This is a genomic window from Bradyrhizobium sp. AUGA SZCCT0283, assembly GCF_018130385.1.
Classification (GTDB): Bacteria; Pseudomonadota; Alphaproteobacteria; order Rhizobiales; family Xanthobacteraceae; genus Bradyrhizobium.
The window spans coordinates 381,721-397,059 of record NZ_JAFCLU010000002.1 but is presented as its reverse complement, the minus strand read 5'-3'; the positions used below and the strand labels follow the sequence as shown (position 1 = coordinate 397,059).

Sequence of the window (15,339 nt, the reverse complement as noted above, 5' to 3'; positions counted from 1 at the left end):
CAGAGGGAATGGCTGGGGACATCGACCGCGAGGGGGTCGAAAAGGCTTATGGGCGCTGGGCGCCGGTCTACGATCTCGTGTTCGGCAAGGTGTTCGACGAGGGCCGCCGGTCGACCATCGCGGAAGCCGACAAGATCGGCGGGCGCGTTCTCGATGTCGGCGTCGGCACCGGGCTGTCGCTGTCTGAATATTCGCGCAACACGAAATTATGCGGCGTCGACATTTCCGAACCGATGCTGCGCCGCGCGCTCAGGCGCGTGCGCGAGTTCGGCCTGACCAATGTCGAAACGCTTGCGGTGATGGACGCCAAGAATCTCGCGTTCAAGGACTCCTACTTCGATGCGGTGGTGGCGCAATATGTCATCACGGCGGTGCCGGATCCGGAGCGCACGCTGGATGATTTCATCCGCGTCCTGAAACCCGGCGGCGAGCTCATTCTGGTCAATCACATCGGTGCCGAAAGCGGCCCGCGCCGCATGTTCGAGCTGGCGTTCGCGCCATTGGCGCGTCGGCTGGGTTGGCGGCCGGAATTCCCGTGGGAACGCCTGACCAACTGGGCCGCCAAACATGGCGGCGTCACCCTGACCGAGCGGCGCCCAATGCCGCCGATGGGACATTTTTCGCTGATCCGTTTTCGGAAATCGTGAAGCGCATAGCGTTTTCAAGCGAAGCGGACGCCGGTTCGCGTTAAGAAAACGCGTCAAATAAAAAGCGATAGTTGGACTGCGGAACCTCCGCGAGTGCAGGCCGTTTCCTCTATATGGCAATGAAACGCGCACTTCTTCTCTCATGTGTGTTGATGGCGGCTGCCGACGTGGCGGGCGCACAGGCTCCGCCTGGCCCGACGACGCCCCCGGCCCGGACCGCGCCGCCATCGCCCGAGCGCACCGTCAATTGCGCGCCGATGCAGCCTGCGCCGCACTCCGGCACCGCGGTTCCGGAAGGAACGACCACCGGCCAGCGGGCCGAGCCGCTCGGCGACAAGCTGGCGCGCTCGGACGGCGTATTGTGTCCGCCGGCCGGCGTCGATCCTGAAATGCACGCGCCGGCGCCGGACACGGGCAAGACGCCCGTGATTCCGCCACCCGGCAGCCCCGGCGGCGACCCGACAATCCGGCCGAAATAGCGCATGTTGCAGATGCTTGGCCGGACCGTTGGCTTTGCTTGACAGGTCCGCGACCCACTCCTTATATGCCGCGCGTTCGCGAATGCGGTGTTGTGTGCCGCGACGGTGAACCGTGGCGAGGTAGCTCAGCTGGTTAGAGCACGGGAATCATAATCCTGGGGTCGGGGGTTCGAGTCCCTCTCTCGCTACCAAGAGCGCTGCAAATTCAAAGACTTGCGATCCTCTCACTCCCGCGAGCTCCCTCGCGGGAGTGAAGGATTCGATTTGCCGCCCGGCAATCAACAGATTGGATTCCGCCTCGCGGCAGCGAGGAACCACCCGGTGTCAAGGCTCCGGGCATCTGCAACAAAGCAGGCATCAAAGTGCTCTATTGCGTGCGCGGAGCAGTTCGAGAACGACCACAGCTTCCCCCCGGCAATCATGAAAGACATCAGGCGGACCGCGAGCTCTCTATACGGTGTTCGCCGGCAGTTGGTGGCCGATGCTCGTTCGGCATGGTGATTTTAGCCTGCGGCGCCTCCATGAGCGCGGCAGACTGATCGGGATTTCGATGACGATGGCACCGTTGAATTTGCCGGCAATCAACGTGCGGGCGAGTTATGGGTTGAAAGGGAGCGCGCGGCGCTACCGCTGCGTCCTCTCGCGCCGGACACGCGGCACCCCGCCGACAACCCGACGTGCGCAAGCAGATTGCGGCGGACTCCGTTGACGCCGTCGAGCGCGGACACGACATATCCTGTACCGTTGGTCCAGGTCACTGCTTGGGAGCAAGATATGAGCGCGCCGCCAAACATCGATCCCGTCAACGCGCATTCTGACAGCGACGTTGCGGACTGGCTGACAAACGGCACGCGCGATGAGCGCTTCATTGACAATATTTTCGCCGAGCTATGTGTCCGGCTCCAGCGGGCGGGCATTCCCGTCAAGCGAGCAACGCTTCACATCCTGATCCACCATCCGCAATGGCTTGGCGCCCGGATCATGTGGGCCGACGGGATGCGCGAGGCCGAGCTTGCGAGGGTTGACTACGATGTCAGGGAGCGATCCGAATACATCGGTAGTCCCGCCAACGAAATCCATGACGGGGCCACCGAGGTGCGCGAGAATCTCGAACGCGATCGCTCGCTGGGCCGCCAGCACGCCGTCTATGACGAGATGCGGGCGAAAGGCCTGACCGACTATGTGGCGTGGCCGCTGTACCATACGCTCGGCAAGCGGCATATCGTGACCTTTGCAACCGACCGGCCCGGAGGTTTCGACGACGCGCAGATCGCCGGCCTGTTGAAACTGTTGCCGGTTCTGGCGCTGGTCAGCGAAATCCGTATCAAGAACCGGCTGGCGCGAACGCTGCTCGAAACCTATGTCGGGTCGCATGCCGGCGAGCTCATTCTGGCCGGCGCCACCCGGCGCGGAAGCGGAACGACGGTACGCGCCGCCATCATGATCTGTGATCTGCGTGATTTCACCCGGATCTCCGACAACTGGCCGCGCGATGACGTCATTGATCTCCTGAACGGCTATTTCGACGCGATGTCGGAGCCGATCGCGCGACATGGCGGGGAAATACTGAAATTCATCGGCGATGGTCTGCTCGCCATTTTCCCGCTCAGCCAGCCGTCGGCCTGCGCAAATCTGCTGCATGCCGTGGCCGAAGCCCGTCAGGCCATGATTGCCCTGAACGAAAAGAACGGCGAAACCGGTCGTGCGCCGCTCAATTACGGCATCGGCGTCCATGTCGGCGACGTCATGTACGGCAATATCGGGTCGCGCAGCCGGCTCGACTTCACCGTCATCGGTCCTGCGGTCAACATGGCTTCGCGTCTCGAAACCCTCACCAAACAATTGGGGAGAACGGTGCTGCTGTCCCGCGCGTTCGCCGATCTTGTCGAAAGCGATTTCGATCTCGAACGCATCGGCGAATATCCGGTACGCGGCTTCAACGACCCGATCGAGCTGTTTGCGTATCACAGCTGAACGCCGATCTTTCGCCAGGCGCCGAGCCGTCAAGGGGGTGTGATCTCCTCAAACGGCTGGTATCGGCGGATGTCGGTCTCGGTTTTGCTAGTCCCCGCAACAAGAGCTTAGACAATGAAAGACAGGTAGGGAGCCGCGGCTTTCTGTCAGGTTGGTGTCTGCGCATTCATTTCCCGATCTCTTGTCCCGATCCCTTGACACTGGTCGCCTTCGTTCTCATTATGTTCTCTCTGCGAGACCTCTTCGAAACGTCACGGGCGAACGGTCGGGATGGCAACGACAGCCACCATCCTCCATGCGGACCTGGATGCTTTCTATGCCTCCGTAGAGCAGCTGCTTGACCCTTCGTTGCGCGGCAAACCGATTGCCGTCGGTGGTGGGGTTGTGCTTGCCGCTTCGTACGAAGCCAAGGCCTTCGGAGTCCGCGGCGGCATGCCGGGACGGCAAGCGCGCGAACTCTGTCCGCAACTCATCTTTGTCAGCGGGCATTTTAGGGAATACCAACGGCTGGGTGATGCCGCCATCAAAGTGATCGGCGATTTCACGCCGCTCGTAGAACGGATTTCCATTGACGAGGCCTTTGCCGACGTTGCGGGTTGCACCCATCTCTTCGGTGCGCCTGCCGAAATTGCGCGGGCGATCCGCCAGCGCGTGCGGGCGGAGCTTGGCCTTCCGATCTCGGTCGGTGTGGCGCGCACCAAGCATCTGGCAAAAATTGCCTCGCAGGTGGCCAAGCCCGACGGGCTGATGGTCGTCGATCCCGACACCGAACTGAAATTCCTTCACCGCTTGCCCGTCGAGTTGATGTGGGGTGTGGGTCCGGTCACGAAGGTGCGGCTCGCCGAGATCGGCGTGCTAACCATCGGACAGCTGTCAAAGACACCGGGATGGTCGCTTGAGCGGTTGCTCGGTCACGCGGCAGGAGAGAAACTTGCAGCGCTGGCATGGAATCGCGATCGACGGGAAATCAAGGCTCACCGCCGGGCTCGATCGGCAGGAGCGCAATCGGCAATTGGCAGGAAGCCTGCCGAAGAGCAGGTTTTTCGACCAACCCTTCTCCACCTCGCTGACCGAATCGGCACCCGGCTCCGCGCTAAATCCAGGCCTGGCCGAACCGTGACGGTCCGCGTTCGCTTCGCCAATCTAAATTCGGTCACCCGGTCGGTAACGCTCGACGCACCGATTTCCGCGACCGTGATCCTCGCCGAGATTGCCGAGGATCTCGTGCGCGCTATCCTCGCAGAACACCCGGATGAGAGGACCATCTCGCTCCTGGCGATCTCTGTGTCGCATCTCGAAGAGAACTGGGATCTGGAGCTTGAACTTCCGCTCGGACTTCAAGATGAACGCCGCTGCCCCGGTACCAAAATAGGCATGGCACGATGGGCGGCCGACCGTGCCGTCGATAAGATTCGCGATCGCTTCGGATGGGATGCTATTGGATACGGCTCGGTGGCGCTGGGCATCTCTCGTTCCGTTCCCGACGAGTTTCGCGAGCTCGCCGAAAAGGACCTGTGACCGTCACATCATGTGTCCGAGATGCGTTCTCATGGTGCGCACCAGGGACATTCGGCCTGCTTACCGCAAGCCGAGCGCGCCCCTTGCACATTATTCAACGCTCAAGAGGCATCCTGGTCGAGGGAGCCGCTCGCCTGCCGGACTTCATTCAGGAACGCCTTGGCGAGGCGCGAAAGCGGCTCGGCCTCGGACCACAGCATATAGGCCACGGCCGCTGTCTTGGGCGTGAACGGCCGAACAGTCAGATCCTGGCCGCCGCCCTGGCGCGGCGAAAACGGATCGACGACCGCCGCGCCGACGCCGGCGGCCGCGAGCACGCAGGCTGTATTGCAGTATCGCACCTCGACGGTGGGCTGGAACGGCGCGCCGGCCTGCGCAAAGCTCTCGCGCACGGCTTCGCCCAATCGCGTGCCGCGCTCCAGCCCGATGAAGGGCAAGCCGACAAGGTCGGAAGCGGAAATGACCGATCGATCGGCCAGCGGATGGTTCGGCGGCAGGACGCAGACCATTTCGCCGGTATGAACGACCTCATGCGCAATGCCGGGATGATGCGACAGCCCGAGCGCGAAGCCGAGCTCTGCGACCCTGCTCGACACGCCGTCGATGATTCCCTCATAACGTCGTACATCGAAGAAGACGCGCGTCTGCTGGCGGCGGCGCAGGAAGTCCGATAGAGCGCGTGGAATGATGCTGTAGGCCAGTGGCGGCGTCGCCACGATCGACAGAAGCCCCGAGCGGCACTCCCTTAAGTCGCGCACGCGATTTTCGAGTTTGGCGTGGAGCGCAAAGATCGCTTCACTTTCCTTGTAGAGCGCCATCGCCTCTGATGTCGGGAACAGCCGGTTGTTGACACGCTCGAACAACGCAAATCCCGCCTGCGCCTCCATCGCCTTCAGCGCGTTGCTGATCGCCGGTTGCGACAGTGCCAGTTCCTCCGCCGCCGCGACCGTGGTGCGATGGCGGATAACCGCACGCAGGATCTCCAATTGGCGCAGGTTCATATAACTACCGGTTATTGTCTCGCTGAAAATATCATAGCACGAGTGATTGCGTTTAGGGCTGCGCTTCCGCGTAATCACCCCTGCATCGGAGCGCTATCGGAGCGGGATCATCCGCCTCTTGAGTAAGCAGTCCGCTCAGATTGGAGGCAATGTTGGTTCGAGTTCTCCGCGCCGCCGCCGCTCAGATGGGGCCGACGCAAAAAGCGGACTCGCGAGAGCATACGCTTGGCCGGATGTTGGCGCAGCTGGAGGAGGCGGCGGCGCGCGGCGCGACACTGGTTGTTTTCCCTGAACTTGCGTTCACGACCTTCTTCCCACGATGGCTGATCGAAGGCGACGCACTCGATCATTACTTCGAGCGCGGGATGCCCAATCCGGCCGTGCAGCCCTTGTTCGATCGCGCCCGGGCGCTCGGCATCGGCTTCTACGTCGGTTACGCCGAACTGACATCGGACGGTCGGCGCTTCAACTGTTCGATCCTGGTCGATAGCGACGGCGAAATTCTCGGGCGCTATCGCAAGGTGCATTTGCCCGGCTCGGTCGAGCCGCGTGCCGGCGCAGCCTATCAGCAGCTCGAAAAGCGCTATTTCGAATATGGCAATTTGGGATTTCCTGCCTTCAGGGCGGGGCCGGACTGGAGTCGCGCGATCATGGGCATGATGATCTGCAATGATCGCCGCTGGCCGGAAGCCTGGCGTGTGCTGGGCCTGCAGGGCGTCGAACTGGTCTGCGTCGGCTACAACTCCGCCGCTTACGATCCAAACGGCGGTGTCTCCGAGGATGCGGCGCTGCGCACCTTCCATTCCAAGCTGGTGACCCAGGCCAATGCCTACATGAACGCCACCTGGGCGATCGCGGTCGCCAAGGCGGGGAACGAGGATGGCTCCGGGCTGATCGGTGGCTCCTGCATCGTGGATCCCAACGGTCGGATCGTCGCCGAGGCGCAAACGCTTAGCGACGAAATTATCGTCGCCGACCTCGACCTCGATCTCTGTCGCCAGGGCAAGGACAAGATGTTCAATTTCGCCGCGCACCGGCGGCCTGAGCAATACACAGTCATCACGGAGCGTGCAGGCGTCGTCGAACCGGCCGCGTTCGATGCTCCTAAACATCAAGCGGTCAGTCGCAGTGTGGGCGGAAGGAACTGATATGACGCGTCTCCGGTTCTCCGTTGCTATCGCCGCGCTCGTTGCTGTTGCATCTGCGCAAGCCGCCGAACTGCCGGAACCGATCAAGCAGGCGGGCGTATTGCGGCTGACGGTTAACTCGACCTACGCCCCCATGGAGTATCGCGATCCCACGACAAACCAGCTCGTCGGGCTCGATATCGATCTCGCCAACGAAATCGCGAAGCGGCTCGGCGTGAAGATCATCTGGAGCGAAACGCCGTTCGCCGAGCTCATTCCTTCATTGCAGACCAATCGCGCCGATTTCATCATCAGCGGCATTTCGGACCGCAGCTCGCGGCGCGAGGCCGCCGATTTCATCGACTATCTGGCGACAGGTCCGCAATTCTTCGTCCTGGCGGAGAATGAAGCGAAGTCTCCCATCGATCTCTGTGGCAAGAAGGTTGGAACGACGCGCAGCACCAGCTTCCCGGTCGAGATCGAGAAGTGGAGCAAGCAGAACTGCGAGGCAAGCGGCAAGCCCGCCGTGCAATATGTTCCCGGCGAAAACAGCATCGATGTCCGCAACCAGCTCAAGCAGGGCCGCATCGACGCTGCGGTGCAGGGCAGTGAAACGTTGCCCTACGCGCAAGGGCAGGAGGCTGGGAAGTACCGCATTGTAGGTGAACCGTTCGCCACCGGCTATCAGGGCATCATGTTCCGGAAAGACGACGTGGCGCTGCGCGAGGTGGTGACGCAGCACCTCGCCGCCATGATCGCTGACGGCTCCTACAAGGCCATTCTCGACAAATACGGATTGGGCGCGAACGCGGTAGCCCAGCCGATGATGAATGCGTCCACGCAATGAGAGCGGCACCCACGCTTGCGGAGGGTTTTCCCGATATTTCGGGGATGACGGTTGCGCGTCAGGCGCATTGGCGGCGATGGCTCGCCGCGGCAGCGATTCTCGTCGTACTGGCTGCGATCGGTCGCGCTTTCGTCAACGGTCAGATCGAATGGACCTATGTCAGCCGCTTCCTGACCGCGAAGGTGATCCTCGAGGGTATCACCAACACCATGGTGATGGCGGTGCTTGCGATGGCCCTCGGCATCGTTCTGGGCGTCGTCGTCGCGATCATGAGGCTCTCGTCCAATCCGGTTCTGGCGTCCGTCGCCGCCGGCTACACCTGGTTGTTCCGCGGCACGCCGCTGATCCTGCAGCTGCTGTTGTGGTTCAACCTCGCGCTGGTGTTTCCGACGATCGGCATTCCGGGTCTTTGGTCAGCCCGGGCCGTCGATGTCATGACGCCGTTTCTATCCGCGCTGCTCGGCCTCGGGATCAATCAAGGCGCCTACACGTCCGAGGTGATGCGGGCGGGCATGCTGTCGGTCGACGTCGGACAATATGAGGCCGCGCAGGCGATCGGCATGGGACGGCTGCGCGCGCTGCGCCGGATCATCCTGCCTCAGGCGATGCGGGTCGTAATCCCTCCGCTCGGCAACGAATTCATCGGCATGGTGAAGGCCACGTCGCTGGCCAGCGTCATCCAGTATCCGGAGGTGCTGCACAACGCCGAGAATATCTATTACGCGAACTCACGCGTGATCGAACTCCTGATCGTTGCCGGCTCCTGGTATCTGCTCGTCGTGTCGATCCTGACGCCTTTGCAGATGCTTCTCGAACGACGCTTCGCGCGTGGAGCATTGTAGATCACCCGATGACCCGTCCCCTCGTCGCCATTCGTTCGGTCAGCAAGAACTTTGGGGAGTTTCAAGCCCTCAATCGGGTCTCACTCGACGTCTGGGCCGGTGAGGTGCTTTGCCTGATCGGGGCGTCGGGATCAGGCAAGACGACGCTCCTGCGCTGCATCAATCAGCTTACGTCGATCGACAGCGGCGGCATCTGGCTGGATGGCGAGTTGCTAGGCGTACGCGAGGAAGGCGGGCGATTGCATCGCCTCACCGAACGGCAGATCGCGCGCCAGCGGTTGAAGACCGGGATGGTATTTCAGCGCTTCAACCTGTTCCCGCACAAGACCGCGCTTGAAAATATCACCGAAGGTCCGGTGCAGGTGCAGGGCCGCAAGCAGGAAGATGCGCGGGCGGAGGCGATGGAGCTTCTGGGGCGCGTCGGGCTCGCGGCGAAAGCCGATGCCTATCCCTCACAGCTTTCCGGCGGACAGCAACAGCGGGTGGCGATTGCCCGCGCGCTCGCCATGAAGCCGATGCTGATGCTGTTCGACGAACCGACCAGTGCCTCGATCCCGAACTGGTCGGCGAGGTGCTCACCGTCATGAAGGAGCTTGCCCGCAGCGGCATGACGATGATGGTGGTGACGCACGAACTCGGCTTCGCGCGGGAGGTGGCGGATACCGTCGTCTATATGGACCACGGCGCGATCGTGGAATCCGGCCCAGCGGCCGAGGTTCTCGGTAAGCCCCGCGAAGTGCGCACCAAGTCGTTTCTTTCCGCGGTGATCTGATGGAGCGAATTTCATGATGAAGGGTATTCTTGCAGCCGTTTTTCTCGTTGCGGCTAATGCGTCGGTCGTGGCGGTCGAGCTACCTGCGGAAATCGCCAGGCAGGGCAGCATCAGGATCGCCATCGTACCGAATTATCCGCCGATGGAATTTCGCGACCCCGCTACCAATACGTTGACCGGTTTCGATGTCGAGCTTGGCGAGGCACTCGGCAGGAAGCTTGGACTCAAGATCGTCTGGCACGAAACCAGTTTCGACCAGATGATGCCCGCGATTGCGACGGGGAGGGTGGATGCGATCCTGTCCGGCATGACGGACCTGGCGAGCCGGCAGGATACGGCGACCTTTGTCGACTACCTTCGCAACGGGCCTCGCTTTTTCGTGCAGCAATCGCGCGCTGCCGAGTTCAAGGACACGATGGCATTGTGCGGGAAAAAGGTCGGCGCCAGCCGGCGCACATCCTTTCCGAAGCTGATCGCAGCCTGGAGCGAGGCGCATTGCGGCGGCAACCCGGTTCAATTCGTCGGCACGGAGGGATCGGCCGATGCCCGGACCCAGCTAAGGCAAGGACGAATCGATGCGGCCGTGCAGGGCGGCGAGACGCTTCCCTACATGATGGACCTCGAGCCGGGCACCTATGTCCCGATCGGCGATGTGTTCGCCGTTCAGTTCACCGGGCTCGCTTTGAACGTCAAAGAGAAGGCGCTGCAGCATGCGGTCGTGGAGGCTCTGGACTCGCTGATCGCAGACGGCACTTACCGTGCTTTGCTGGCGAAGTGGAAATTGACCGACTACGGCGTAGAGAAGGCGACCATCAATGCTGGACAGTAAAGCGCTCGCGAGCATTCCGCTCATTCCCGCGAACACCGCGCCGCCGGCTCCGGACTATCCCTGGCCCAAACCCTATACGTCAGCGATGTTCCTCTCATTCGACGTGGATGCGGAGAGCGCCTGGACCAGCAAGGACGCAGCTCACGCCCAGCGCCTCATTACGATGAGTTATGGCGGCTACGAGGCGCGCGTCGGCACGCCGAAACTCCTTGAGCTGCTGGACCAGCTCGATCTGAAGGCGACGTTCTTCGTCACCGGCTGGTCGGTGGATGCGCATCCGGCGATGGCAGAGGCCATTCTCAAGGCGGGTCACGAGATCGGTCACCACGGGTATCACCATCTGCTGCCGGATCCGGGCGACCCCTGGATCGAGGAGGAGCTGGAGCGGGGGTTTGAGGCGCTGAAGCGCCGGCTCGGTGTCAAGCCGACCGGCTATCGGGCGCCTTACGGCGAATTCACCGAAGAGCTGCGTGTGGCGCTGGTGCGCCACGGTATCGTCTACACCTCGTCCTTTCGCGACGACGTGCGGCCTTACCGACATCGCCTTGCAGATGGCAGGCCGGGCACGATCGAGCTTCCGGTGACGGCAAGCTACGACGACTGGATGCACGGTCTCTCTGCCCGATTCAGCCCGCGGCCGATCTTTCCGAAAGAGCATGTGCTCTCGATCTGGAAGGATGAGCTCGACGAGGTCAGGGATTGGGGCGCGATGGTTACGACCGTGCTGCATCCGCAATGCAGCGGCCGTCCGATGCGGCTTCGACTGCTGCGGGAATTTCTCACCTATGCCAAATCCTGCCCCGATCTGTGGATTACCACCGGAGAGGCGATCGCGGCGAATTTCAGAAGTCACGAAGCAACGACCACCTGAGAATCGTGCGGGCCACATATCGTTTTAGGAGTCATCGATGCTTGTTTCCCGTCGTTCACTGCTAAAGGCCGCCGCCGCCGCGCCGGCGTTGTCGCTGCCGGGAATCATGCGGGCGCAGTCGCAGACCACGCTGCGCTTTATTCCGGTGATCGACCTGACCTTTATCGATCCGATCTATTCGACGGCGCAGGTTTCACGAAACCACGGGTTCATGGTCTACGATACGCTCTACGGCATGAATTCGGCGCTCGAGGTCTCGCCTCAGATGGTGTCCGGACATGTTGTTTCCAGCGACGGGCGGCAGTGGGACCTGACGTTGCGCGACGGTCTGCTATGGCATGACGGCGAGCGGGTGCTGGCGCGCGATTGCGTCGCGAGCATTCGCCGGTGGGCGGCCCGCGACGGGTTCGGCGCCGAGCTGATGGCCGCAACGGACGAACTATCGGCGCCGGACGACCGCACCATCCGTTTTCGGCTGAGCCGGCCTTTCCCTCTGCTGCCGGCGGCGCTCGGCAAGGCCGCGATCCAGGCGCCATTCATGATGCCGGAGCGGCTGGCGAGCCAGGATCCGTTCAAGCCGCTGACCGAGGTCGTGGGCAGCGGTCCTTTCCGCTTCGTGGCTGACGAGCGCGTGCAGGGCGCGCGCAACGTGTATGCCCGTTTCGATCGCTATCAGCCCCGTCAGGACGGCAAGCCCGATTGGACCGCCGGTCCCAAGATCGTTCATTACGACCGCGTCGTCTGGACGACGATGCCGGATGCGGCGACAGGGGTGGCTGCGCTGCAAACGCGCGAGCAGGATTGGCAGGAAACGACGCCGCACGACCTGTTGCCGGTGCTGAAGCGTAGCGGCGGTATCGCCACGCGGATTCTCGATCCGCGGGGCTACGCCTGCATGTTGCGCGTGAACCATCTGCAGCCGCCGTTCGACAATCCCGCCATCCGCCGGGCGCTGCTGGGCGCGATCGACCAGTCCGCCTTCATGACCGCGGTTGCAGGCGATGATCCCGCCTATCAATCCTCGCCGATCGGCTTCTTCGCGCCGGGTACGCCGATGGCGAGCGATGTCGGCCTCGATGTGTTCCGCGGGCCGCGCGACATGGCGAAGGTCAAGGCCGATCTGAAGGCCGCCGGTTACAATGGCGAGAAGGTGGTGCTGCTCGTTCCCACCAACTCGCTTGCACAAAAGCCGCTCGGCGACATCGCAGCCGACATGTTGCAGCAGGCCGGCATGAACGTCGAATATGCCGGGCTGGATTTCGGCGTGGTGTTGCAGCGGCAGTTGAAAAAGGATCCCGTCGCCCAGGGCGGCTGGAGCGCCGGCGTTGGCAACTGGCAAGGCATCGATTGGCTGAACCCGGCCGGCAATTCGAACCTGCGCGGCGACAGCAAAACGGCCGGCTGGTACAAGAGCGAGAAGATGGGCGCGTTGCGAAGCCAGTGGCTCGCCGCCGCCAGCCTTGCCGAGCAACAGCGGATCTGCCGCGATATCCAGGCGTTGTCTTTCGAGGAAATTCCCTATTTCCCGATCGGTCAGTACAAGCAACCAACCGCGTACCGCTCGAACATCACCGGCGTCCTCGATGGCACGGCCGTTTTCTGGAATGTGAAACCGGCATGAGCACGGTCGCGATCTTCGGCAGCTATGTGCTCTCGCGCAGGGATGGCGCGCAGGAGGTGCTGCGCGATTACTGGGTGTTGCTGGAAGGCAGGCGGATCGCCGCCGTCACCCGCGACCGGCCGTCCGCCACCGAGGTCTTCGACAGACCGGGCCGCTTCGTGCTGCCCGGACTTCTGAACCTGCACAACCACTGCTTCAGCGAAGCCGTCGCGCGGACGCACACCGAGGACGGCAATGGTCGCCGGAATAACCAGAGCATCGTCTATACGGTACTGCTGCCCCTGACCAAGCGCGGCGCTGAGCTGCTATCGCCGTCGGAGCGGCTCGCCATCGCGCGGCTCGGCATTCTGCAATTGCTGAAGGGCGGCGCCACCACGGTGATGGAGCCGTTCCGCAACACCATTCCGGAGATGTTCGACGCTGCCGAGGAAATGGGAATCCGCTTCTATGGCGCGCCGTATCTGTTTTCGACCTCGGATGCCAAGGCGGGGCCGGACGGCGTGGTGCGCTACGCGGGCGATGACGGCCAGGCCGATATGGATACCTGGAACGGGCTATACCATCGCTGGAATGGACGCGGCGACGGCCGGATCGGCCTTGCGATGAGCCCGCACGCGACCGACACCTGCGGTCCGGACCTGCTGCGCGCGTGCGCCGCCCGCGCGCGCGAACTCGACATTCCCATCACCACCCATCTCGCGCAAAGCCAGGCCGAAGTCGCGACGATCGGGACCCGTCATGGCGGTCGTACGCCGGCCGAATATCTCGACTGGCTTGGCCTTCTGGCGCCTGACCTTATGGCCGCGCACTGCATCGCGAGCACCGATGGCGATTTGAAGCTGATGGCGGCGAGGGGCGCCACAGTGCTGAACTGTCCGCGCGTGTTTGCGCGCTCAGGCGTTACCGCGGCGTTCAGCCGGTTCGTGGAGCACGGCGTGCGGACGGTGGTCGGAACCGATGGCTACAATATGGACCTGCTTGGCGAACTCAACGCGGCGTCGATGATCTCGAAGATTGCGTCCGCCCGCGCGGATGTAGCCAACGCACCTGACCTGATCGAGTCGGTCACGGCAACCGCGGCGGCGGTCATCAAGCGGCCGGACCTCGGGACGATCGCGCCGGGCGCCACCGCCGATCTGACCGTCGTCGACCTGACCCATCCCCATTTACAGCCGTTGTTCGACCCGCGCCGCGGGCTCGTTGCGCTCGGAAACCGTGCCAACATCGATCAGGTCATCGTTGACGGGCGTCTGCTGATCAATGCCGGCCGGTACATTCACGGCGACGAGACCGCGATGATGGCGGCCGCGAACGCGGCAATCGGCAAGATCTGGAATTTGCCGGAAGCCCAGGCGGCCTTCAATGGCTGACGGCTCGTCGACGCATGCGCAGACATGGAAAGGCGGGACGCGGTCTCGCCGTTTCCTTCACTGTCAAATCAGGAGACTACAATGCCCATCGATTTGATCCTGCGCGGCGGCCGGGTGATCGACCCATCCCAGAAGCTCGACGCCGTGACGGATGTTGCCTTCGCGGGCGGCAAGGTGGTCATGGTCGGAAGCGAGCTCAAGGCTGATTCCGGAACCGATGTGCGCGACGTGTCTGACTACATCGTCACCCCCGGTTTGATCGATCTGCACACCCACGTCTATTGGGGCGGCACCTCGCTCGGCATCGACGCCGAGGAGTTCTGCCGCACCTCCGGTGTCACCACGGCGGTCGACACCGGCAGCGCCGGCCCGGGTAATTTCGCCGGCTTCCGCAAGCACGTCATCGAGCCGAGCCAGGTCCGCATTCTGGCCTATCTGCACGTCTCGCACGCCGGCATTTACGGCTTCTCGCATCGGGTCATGGTCGGCGAGAGCGAGGAGATGCGGCTGATGAACCCGATCGACGCCGTCGCGGTTGCAGAGGCCAACCGCGACCTCATCGTCGGCATCAAGGTGCGGGTAGGGCTCCACGCCTCCGGCACTTCGGGGATCGTGCCGCTCGAAATCGCTCTCGAAGTTGCTGAAGAGGTCGGCATGCCGCTGATGGCACATATCGACCATCCGCCGCCGAGCTACGATGAGGTGCTCGCCCGCCTGCGGCCGGGCGACGTCCTCACGCACGCGTTCCGGCCGTTCCCCAACACGCCCGCCACCGCCCAGGGCACGGTGAAGAGGGCGGTGCTGGAGGCGCGCGAACGCGGCGTGCTGTTCGACATCGGCCACGGCAAAGGCTCATTCGCCTTCAAGACCGCACGCGCGATGCTTGCCAATGGCTTCTATCCCGACACCATTTCCTCTGATGTCCATGCCCTGTGCATCGACGGGCCGGCCTTTGATCAGGTGACGACCATGTCCAAGTTTCTGTGCATGGGCATGCTGCTCCCTGACGTGGTCGCGGCTTCGACGGTCAATGCGGCGATGGCGCTGCGGCGTCCCGAACTTGGCAGCCTCAAGCCGGGAAGCGCGGGCGACGCCACCCTCATCTCGGTCCAGCAAGGCCAGTTCGACTATATCGACGTCATCGGCGAGCACCTGATCGGCGACCGCAAGATCGTGTCCGAAGGCGTCGTCATTGCCGGCCGTTGGTGGCACCCGAAGCAATCGTCGAAGTTCAAACAGCTCGCAGGTTAGGCAGCCAATGGATATGACCGCGCGAAAATGTGATCGCTCGAAAGTGCTTCCAGTATGGGCGGCTAGAAATTGGCAGCCGCGCGGGCGGGCCGTGCTGGCATACCGCTTGCAGGAAAAAGGAGACTGATTGGCATCGGTTTGACTAGCCCTTTCACCTCACGCGGCGTCGAACCTCCGGCCAATGAATTGG

The 15,339-nt window shown here is 62.8% G+C and carries 13 protein-coding genes, 1 tRNA gene and 1 pseudogene; 14 read left to right on the top strand and 1 reads right to left on the bottom strand.

Translation table 11 applies throughout. From position 1 onward, the window contains the following. The first annotated feature begins 8 nt into the window (after window positions 1-8). The 5 genes from JQ624_RS05330 (at window position 9) to dinB (ending at window position 4,618) form a co-directional block, all read left to right on the top strand. Window positions 9-647 (top strand): class I SAM-dependent methyltransferase, encoded by a 639-nt coding sequence (locus JQ624_RS05330; protein ID WP_212417786.1) that lies wholly within the window; start codon window positions 9-11, stop codon window positions 645-647. Window positions 648-799: 152 nt separating this feature from the next. Next, on the top strand, window positions 800-1,126 hold the full coding sequence (locus JQ624_RS05325; RefSeq protein WP_249129402.1) for a hypothetical protein: 327 nt from the start codon (window positions 800-802) through the stop codon (window positions 1,124-1,126). Between the two features lie 114 nt (window positions 1,127-1,240). Then, window positions 1,241-1,317 (top strand) — tRNA-Met (locus JQ624_RS05320). Window positions 1,318-1,900: 583 nt separating this feature from the next. Beyond that, window positions 1,901-3,100 carry an adenylate/guanylate cyclase domain-containing protein gene (locus tag JQ624_RS05315; protein WP_212417784.1) on the top strand — a complete coding sequence of 400 codons (1,200 nt, stop codon included), beginning with the start codon at window positions 1,901-1,903 and terminating at the stop codon, window positions 3,098-3,100. A 270-nt stretch (window positions 3,101-3,370) separates the two neighbouring features. Beyond that, window positions 3,371-4,618, top strand: a complete 1,248-nt coding sequence (gene dinB, locus JQ624_RS05310; RefSeq protein ID WP_212417783.1) for a DNA polymerase IV — start codon at window positions 3,371-3,373, stop codon at window positions 4,616-4,618. A 101-nt stretch (window positions 4,619-4,719) separates the two neighbouring features. Here dinB and JQ624_RS05305 read toward each other — a convergent pair whose 3' ends face one another. After that, on the bottom strand, window positions 4,720-5,619 hold the full coding sequence (locus JQ624_RS05305; protein ID WP_212417782.1) for a LysR family transcriptional regulator: 900 nt from the start codon (window positions 5,617-5,619) through the stop codon (window positions 4,720-4,722). A gap of 149 nt (window positions 5,620-5,768) precedes the next feature. Here JQ624_RS05305 and JQ624_RS05300 point away from each other — a divergent pair, with 149 nt between their 5' ends. The 9 genes and pseudogenes from JQ624_RS05300 (at window position 5,769) to JQ624_RS05260 (ending at window position 15,149) form a co-directional block, all read left to right on the top strand. Continuing rightward, complete coding sequence (locus JQ624_RS05300; RefSeq protein ID WP_212417781.1) at window positions 5,769-6,767, top strand: N-carbamoyl-D-amino-acid hydrolase; 999 nt, start codon at window positions 5,769-5,771, stop codon at window positions 6,765-6,767. A gap of 1 nt (window position 6,768) precedes the next feature. After that, window positions 6,769-7,593 carry an ABC transporter substrate-binding protein gene (locus JQ624_RS05295; protein WP_212417780.1) on the top strand — a complete coding sequence of 275 codons (825 nt, stop codon included), beginning with the start codon at window positions 6,769-6,771 and terminating at the stop codon, window positions 7,591-7,593. Further along, window positions 7,590-8,435 (top strand): amino acid ABC transporter permease, encoded by an 846-nt coding sequence (locus tag JQ624_RS05290; RefSeq protein WP_212417779.1) that lies wholly within the window; start codon window positions 7,590-7,592, stop codon window positions 8,433-8,435. The genes JQ624_RS05295 and JQ624_RS05290 overlap by 4 nt, the downstream gene beginning before the upstream one ends. Before the next feature lie 8 nt (window positions 8,436-8,443). Beyond that, window positions 8,444-9,207, top strand: a pseudogene (locus tag JQ624_RS05285) (amino acid ABC transporter ATP-binding protein). A gap of 16 nt (window positions 9,208-9,223) precedes the next feature. Next, window positions 9,224-10,036, top strand: coding sequence for an ABC transporter substrate-binding protein (locus JQ624_RS05280; RefSeq protein ID WP_212417854.1), 813 nt, complete (start codon window positions 9,224-9,226; stop codon window positions 10,034-10,036). After that, the gene (locus JQ624_RS05275; RefSeq protein ID WP_212417778.1) at window positions 10,023-10,907 is read left to right on the top strand and encodes a polysaccharide deacetylase; all 885 of its coding nucleotides are present in this window, start codon (window positions 10,023-10,025) and stop codon (window positions 10,905-10,907) included. The genes JQ624_RS05280 and JQ624_RS05275 overlap by 14 nt, the downstream gene beginning before the upstream one ends. A 37-nt stretch (window positions 10,908-10,944) precedes the next feature. Further along, window positions 10,945-12,528 (top strand): ABC transporter substrate-binding protein, encoded by a 1,584-nt coding sequence (locus JQ624_RS05270; RefSeq protein WP_212417777.1) that lies wholly within the window; start codon window positions 10,945-10,947, stop codon window positions 12,526-12,528. Next, window positions 12,525-13,898, top strand: coding sequence for an amidohydrolase family protein (locus JQ624_RS05265; RefSeq protein ID WP_212417776.1), 1,374 nt, complete (start codon window positions 12,525-12,527; stop codon window positions 13,896-13,898). Before JQ624_RS05270 ends, JQ624_RS05265 begins: the two co-directional genes overlap by 4 nt. Window positions 13,899-13,979: 81 nt before the next feature. Continuing rightward, window positions 13,980-15,149 (top strand): amidohydrolase/deacetylase family metallohydrolase, encoded by a 1,170-nt coding sequence (locus JQ624_RS05260; RefSeq protein ID WP_212417775.1) that lies wholly within the window; start codon window positions 13,980-13,982, stop codon window positions 15,147-15,149. Window positions 15,150-15,339: the final 190 nt, after the last annotated feature.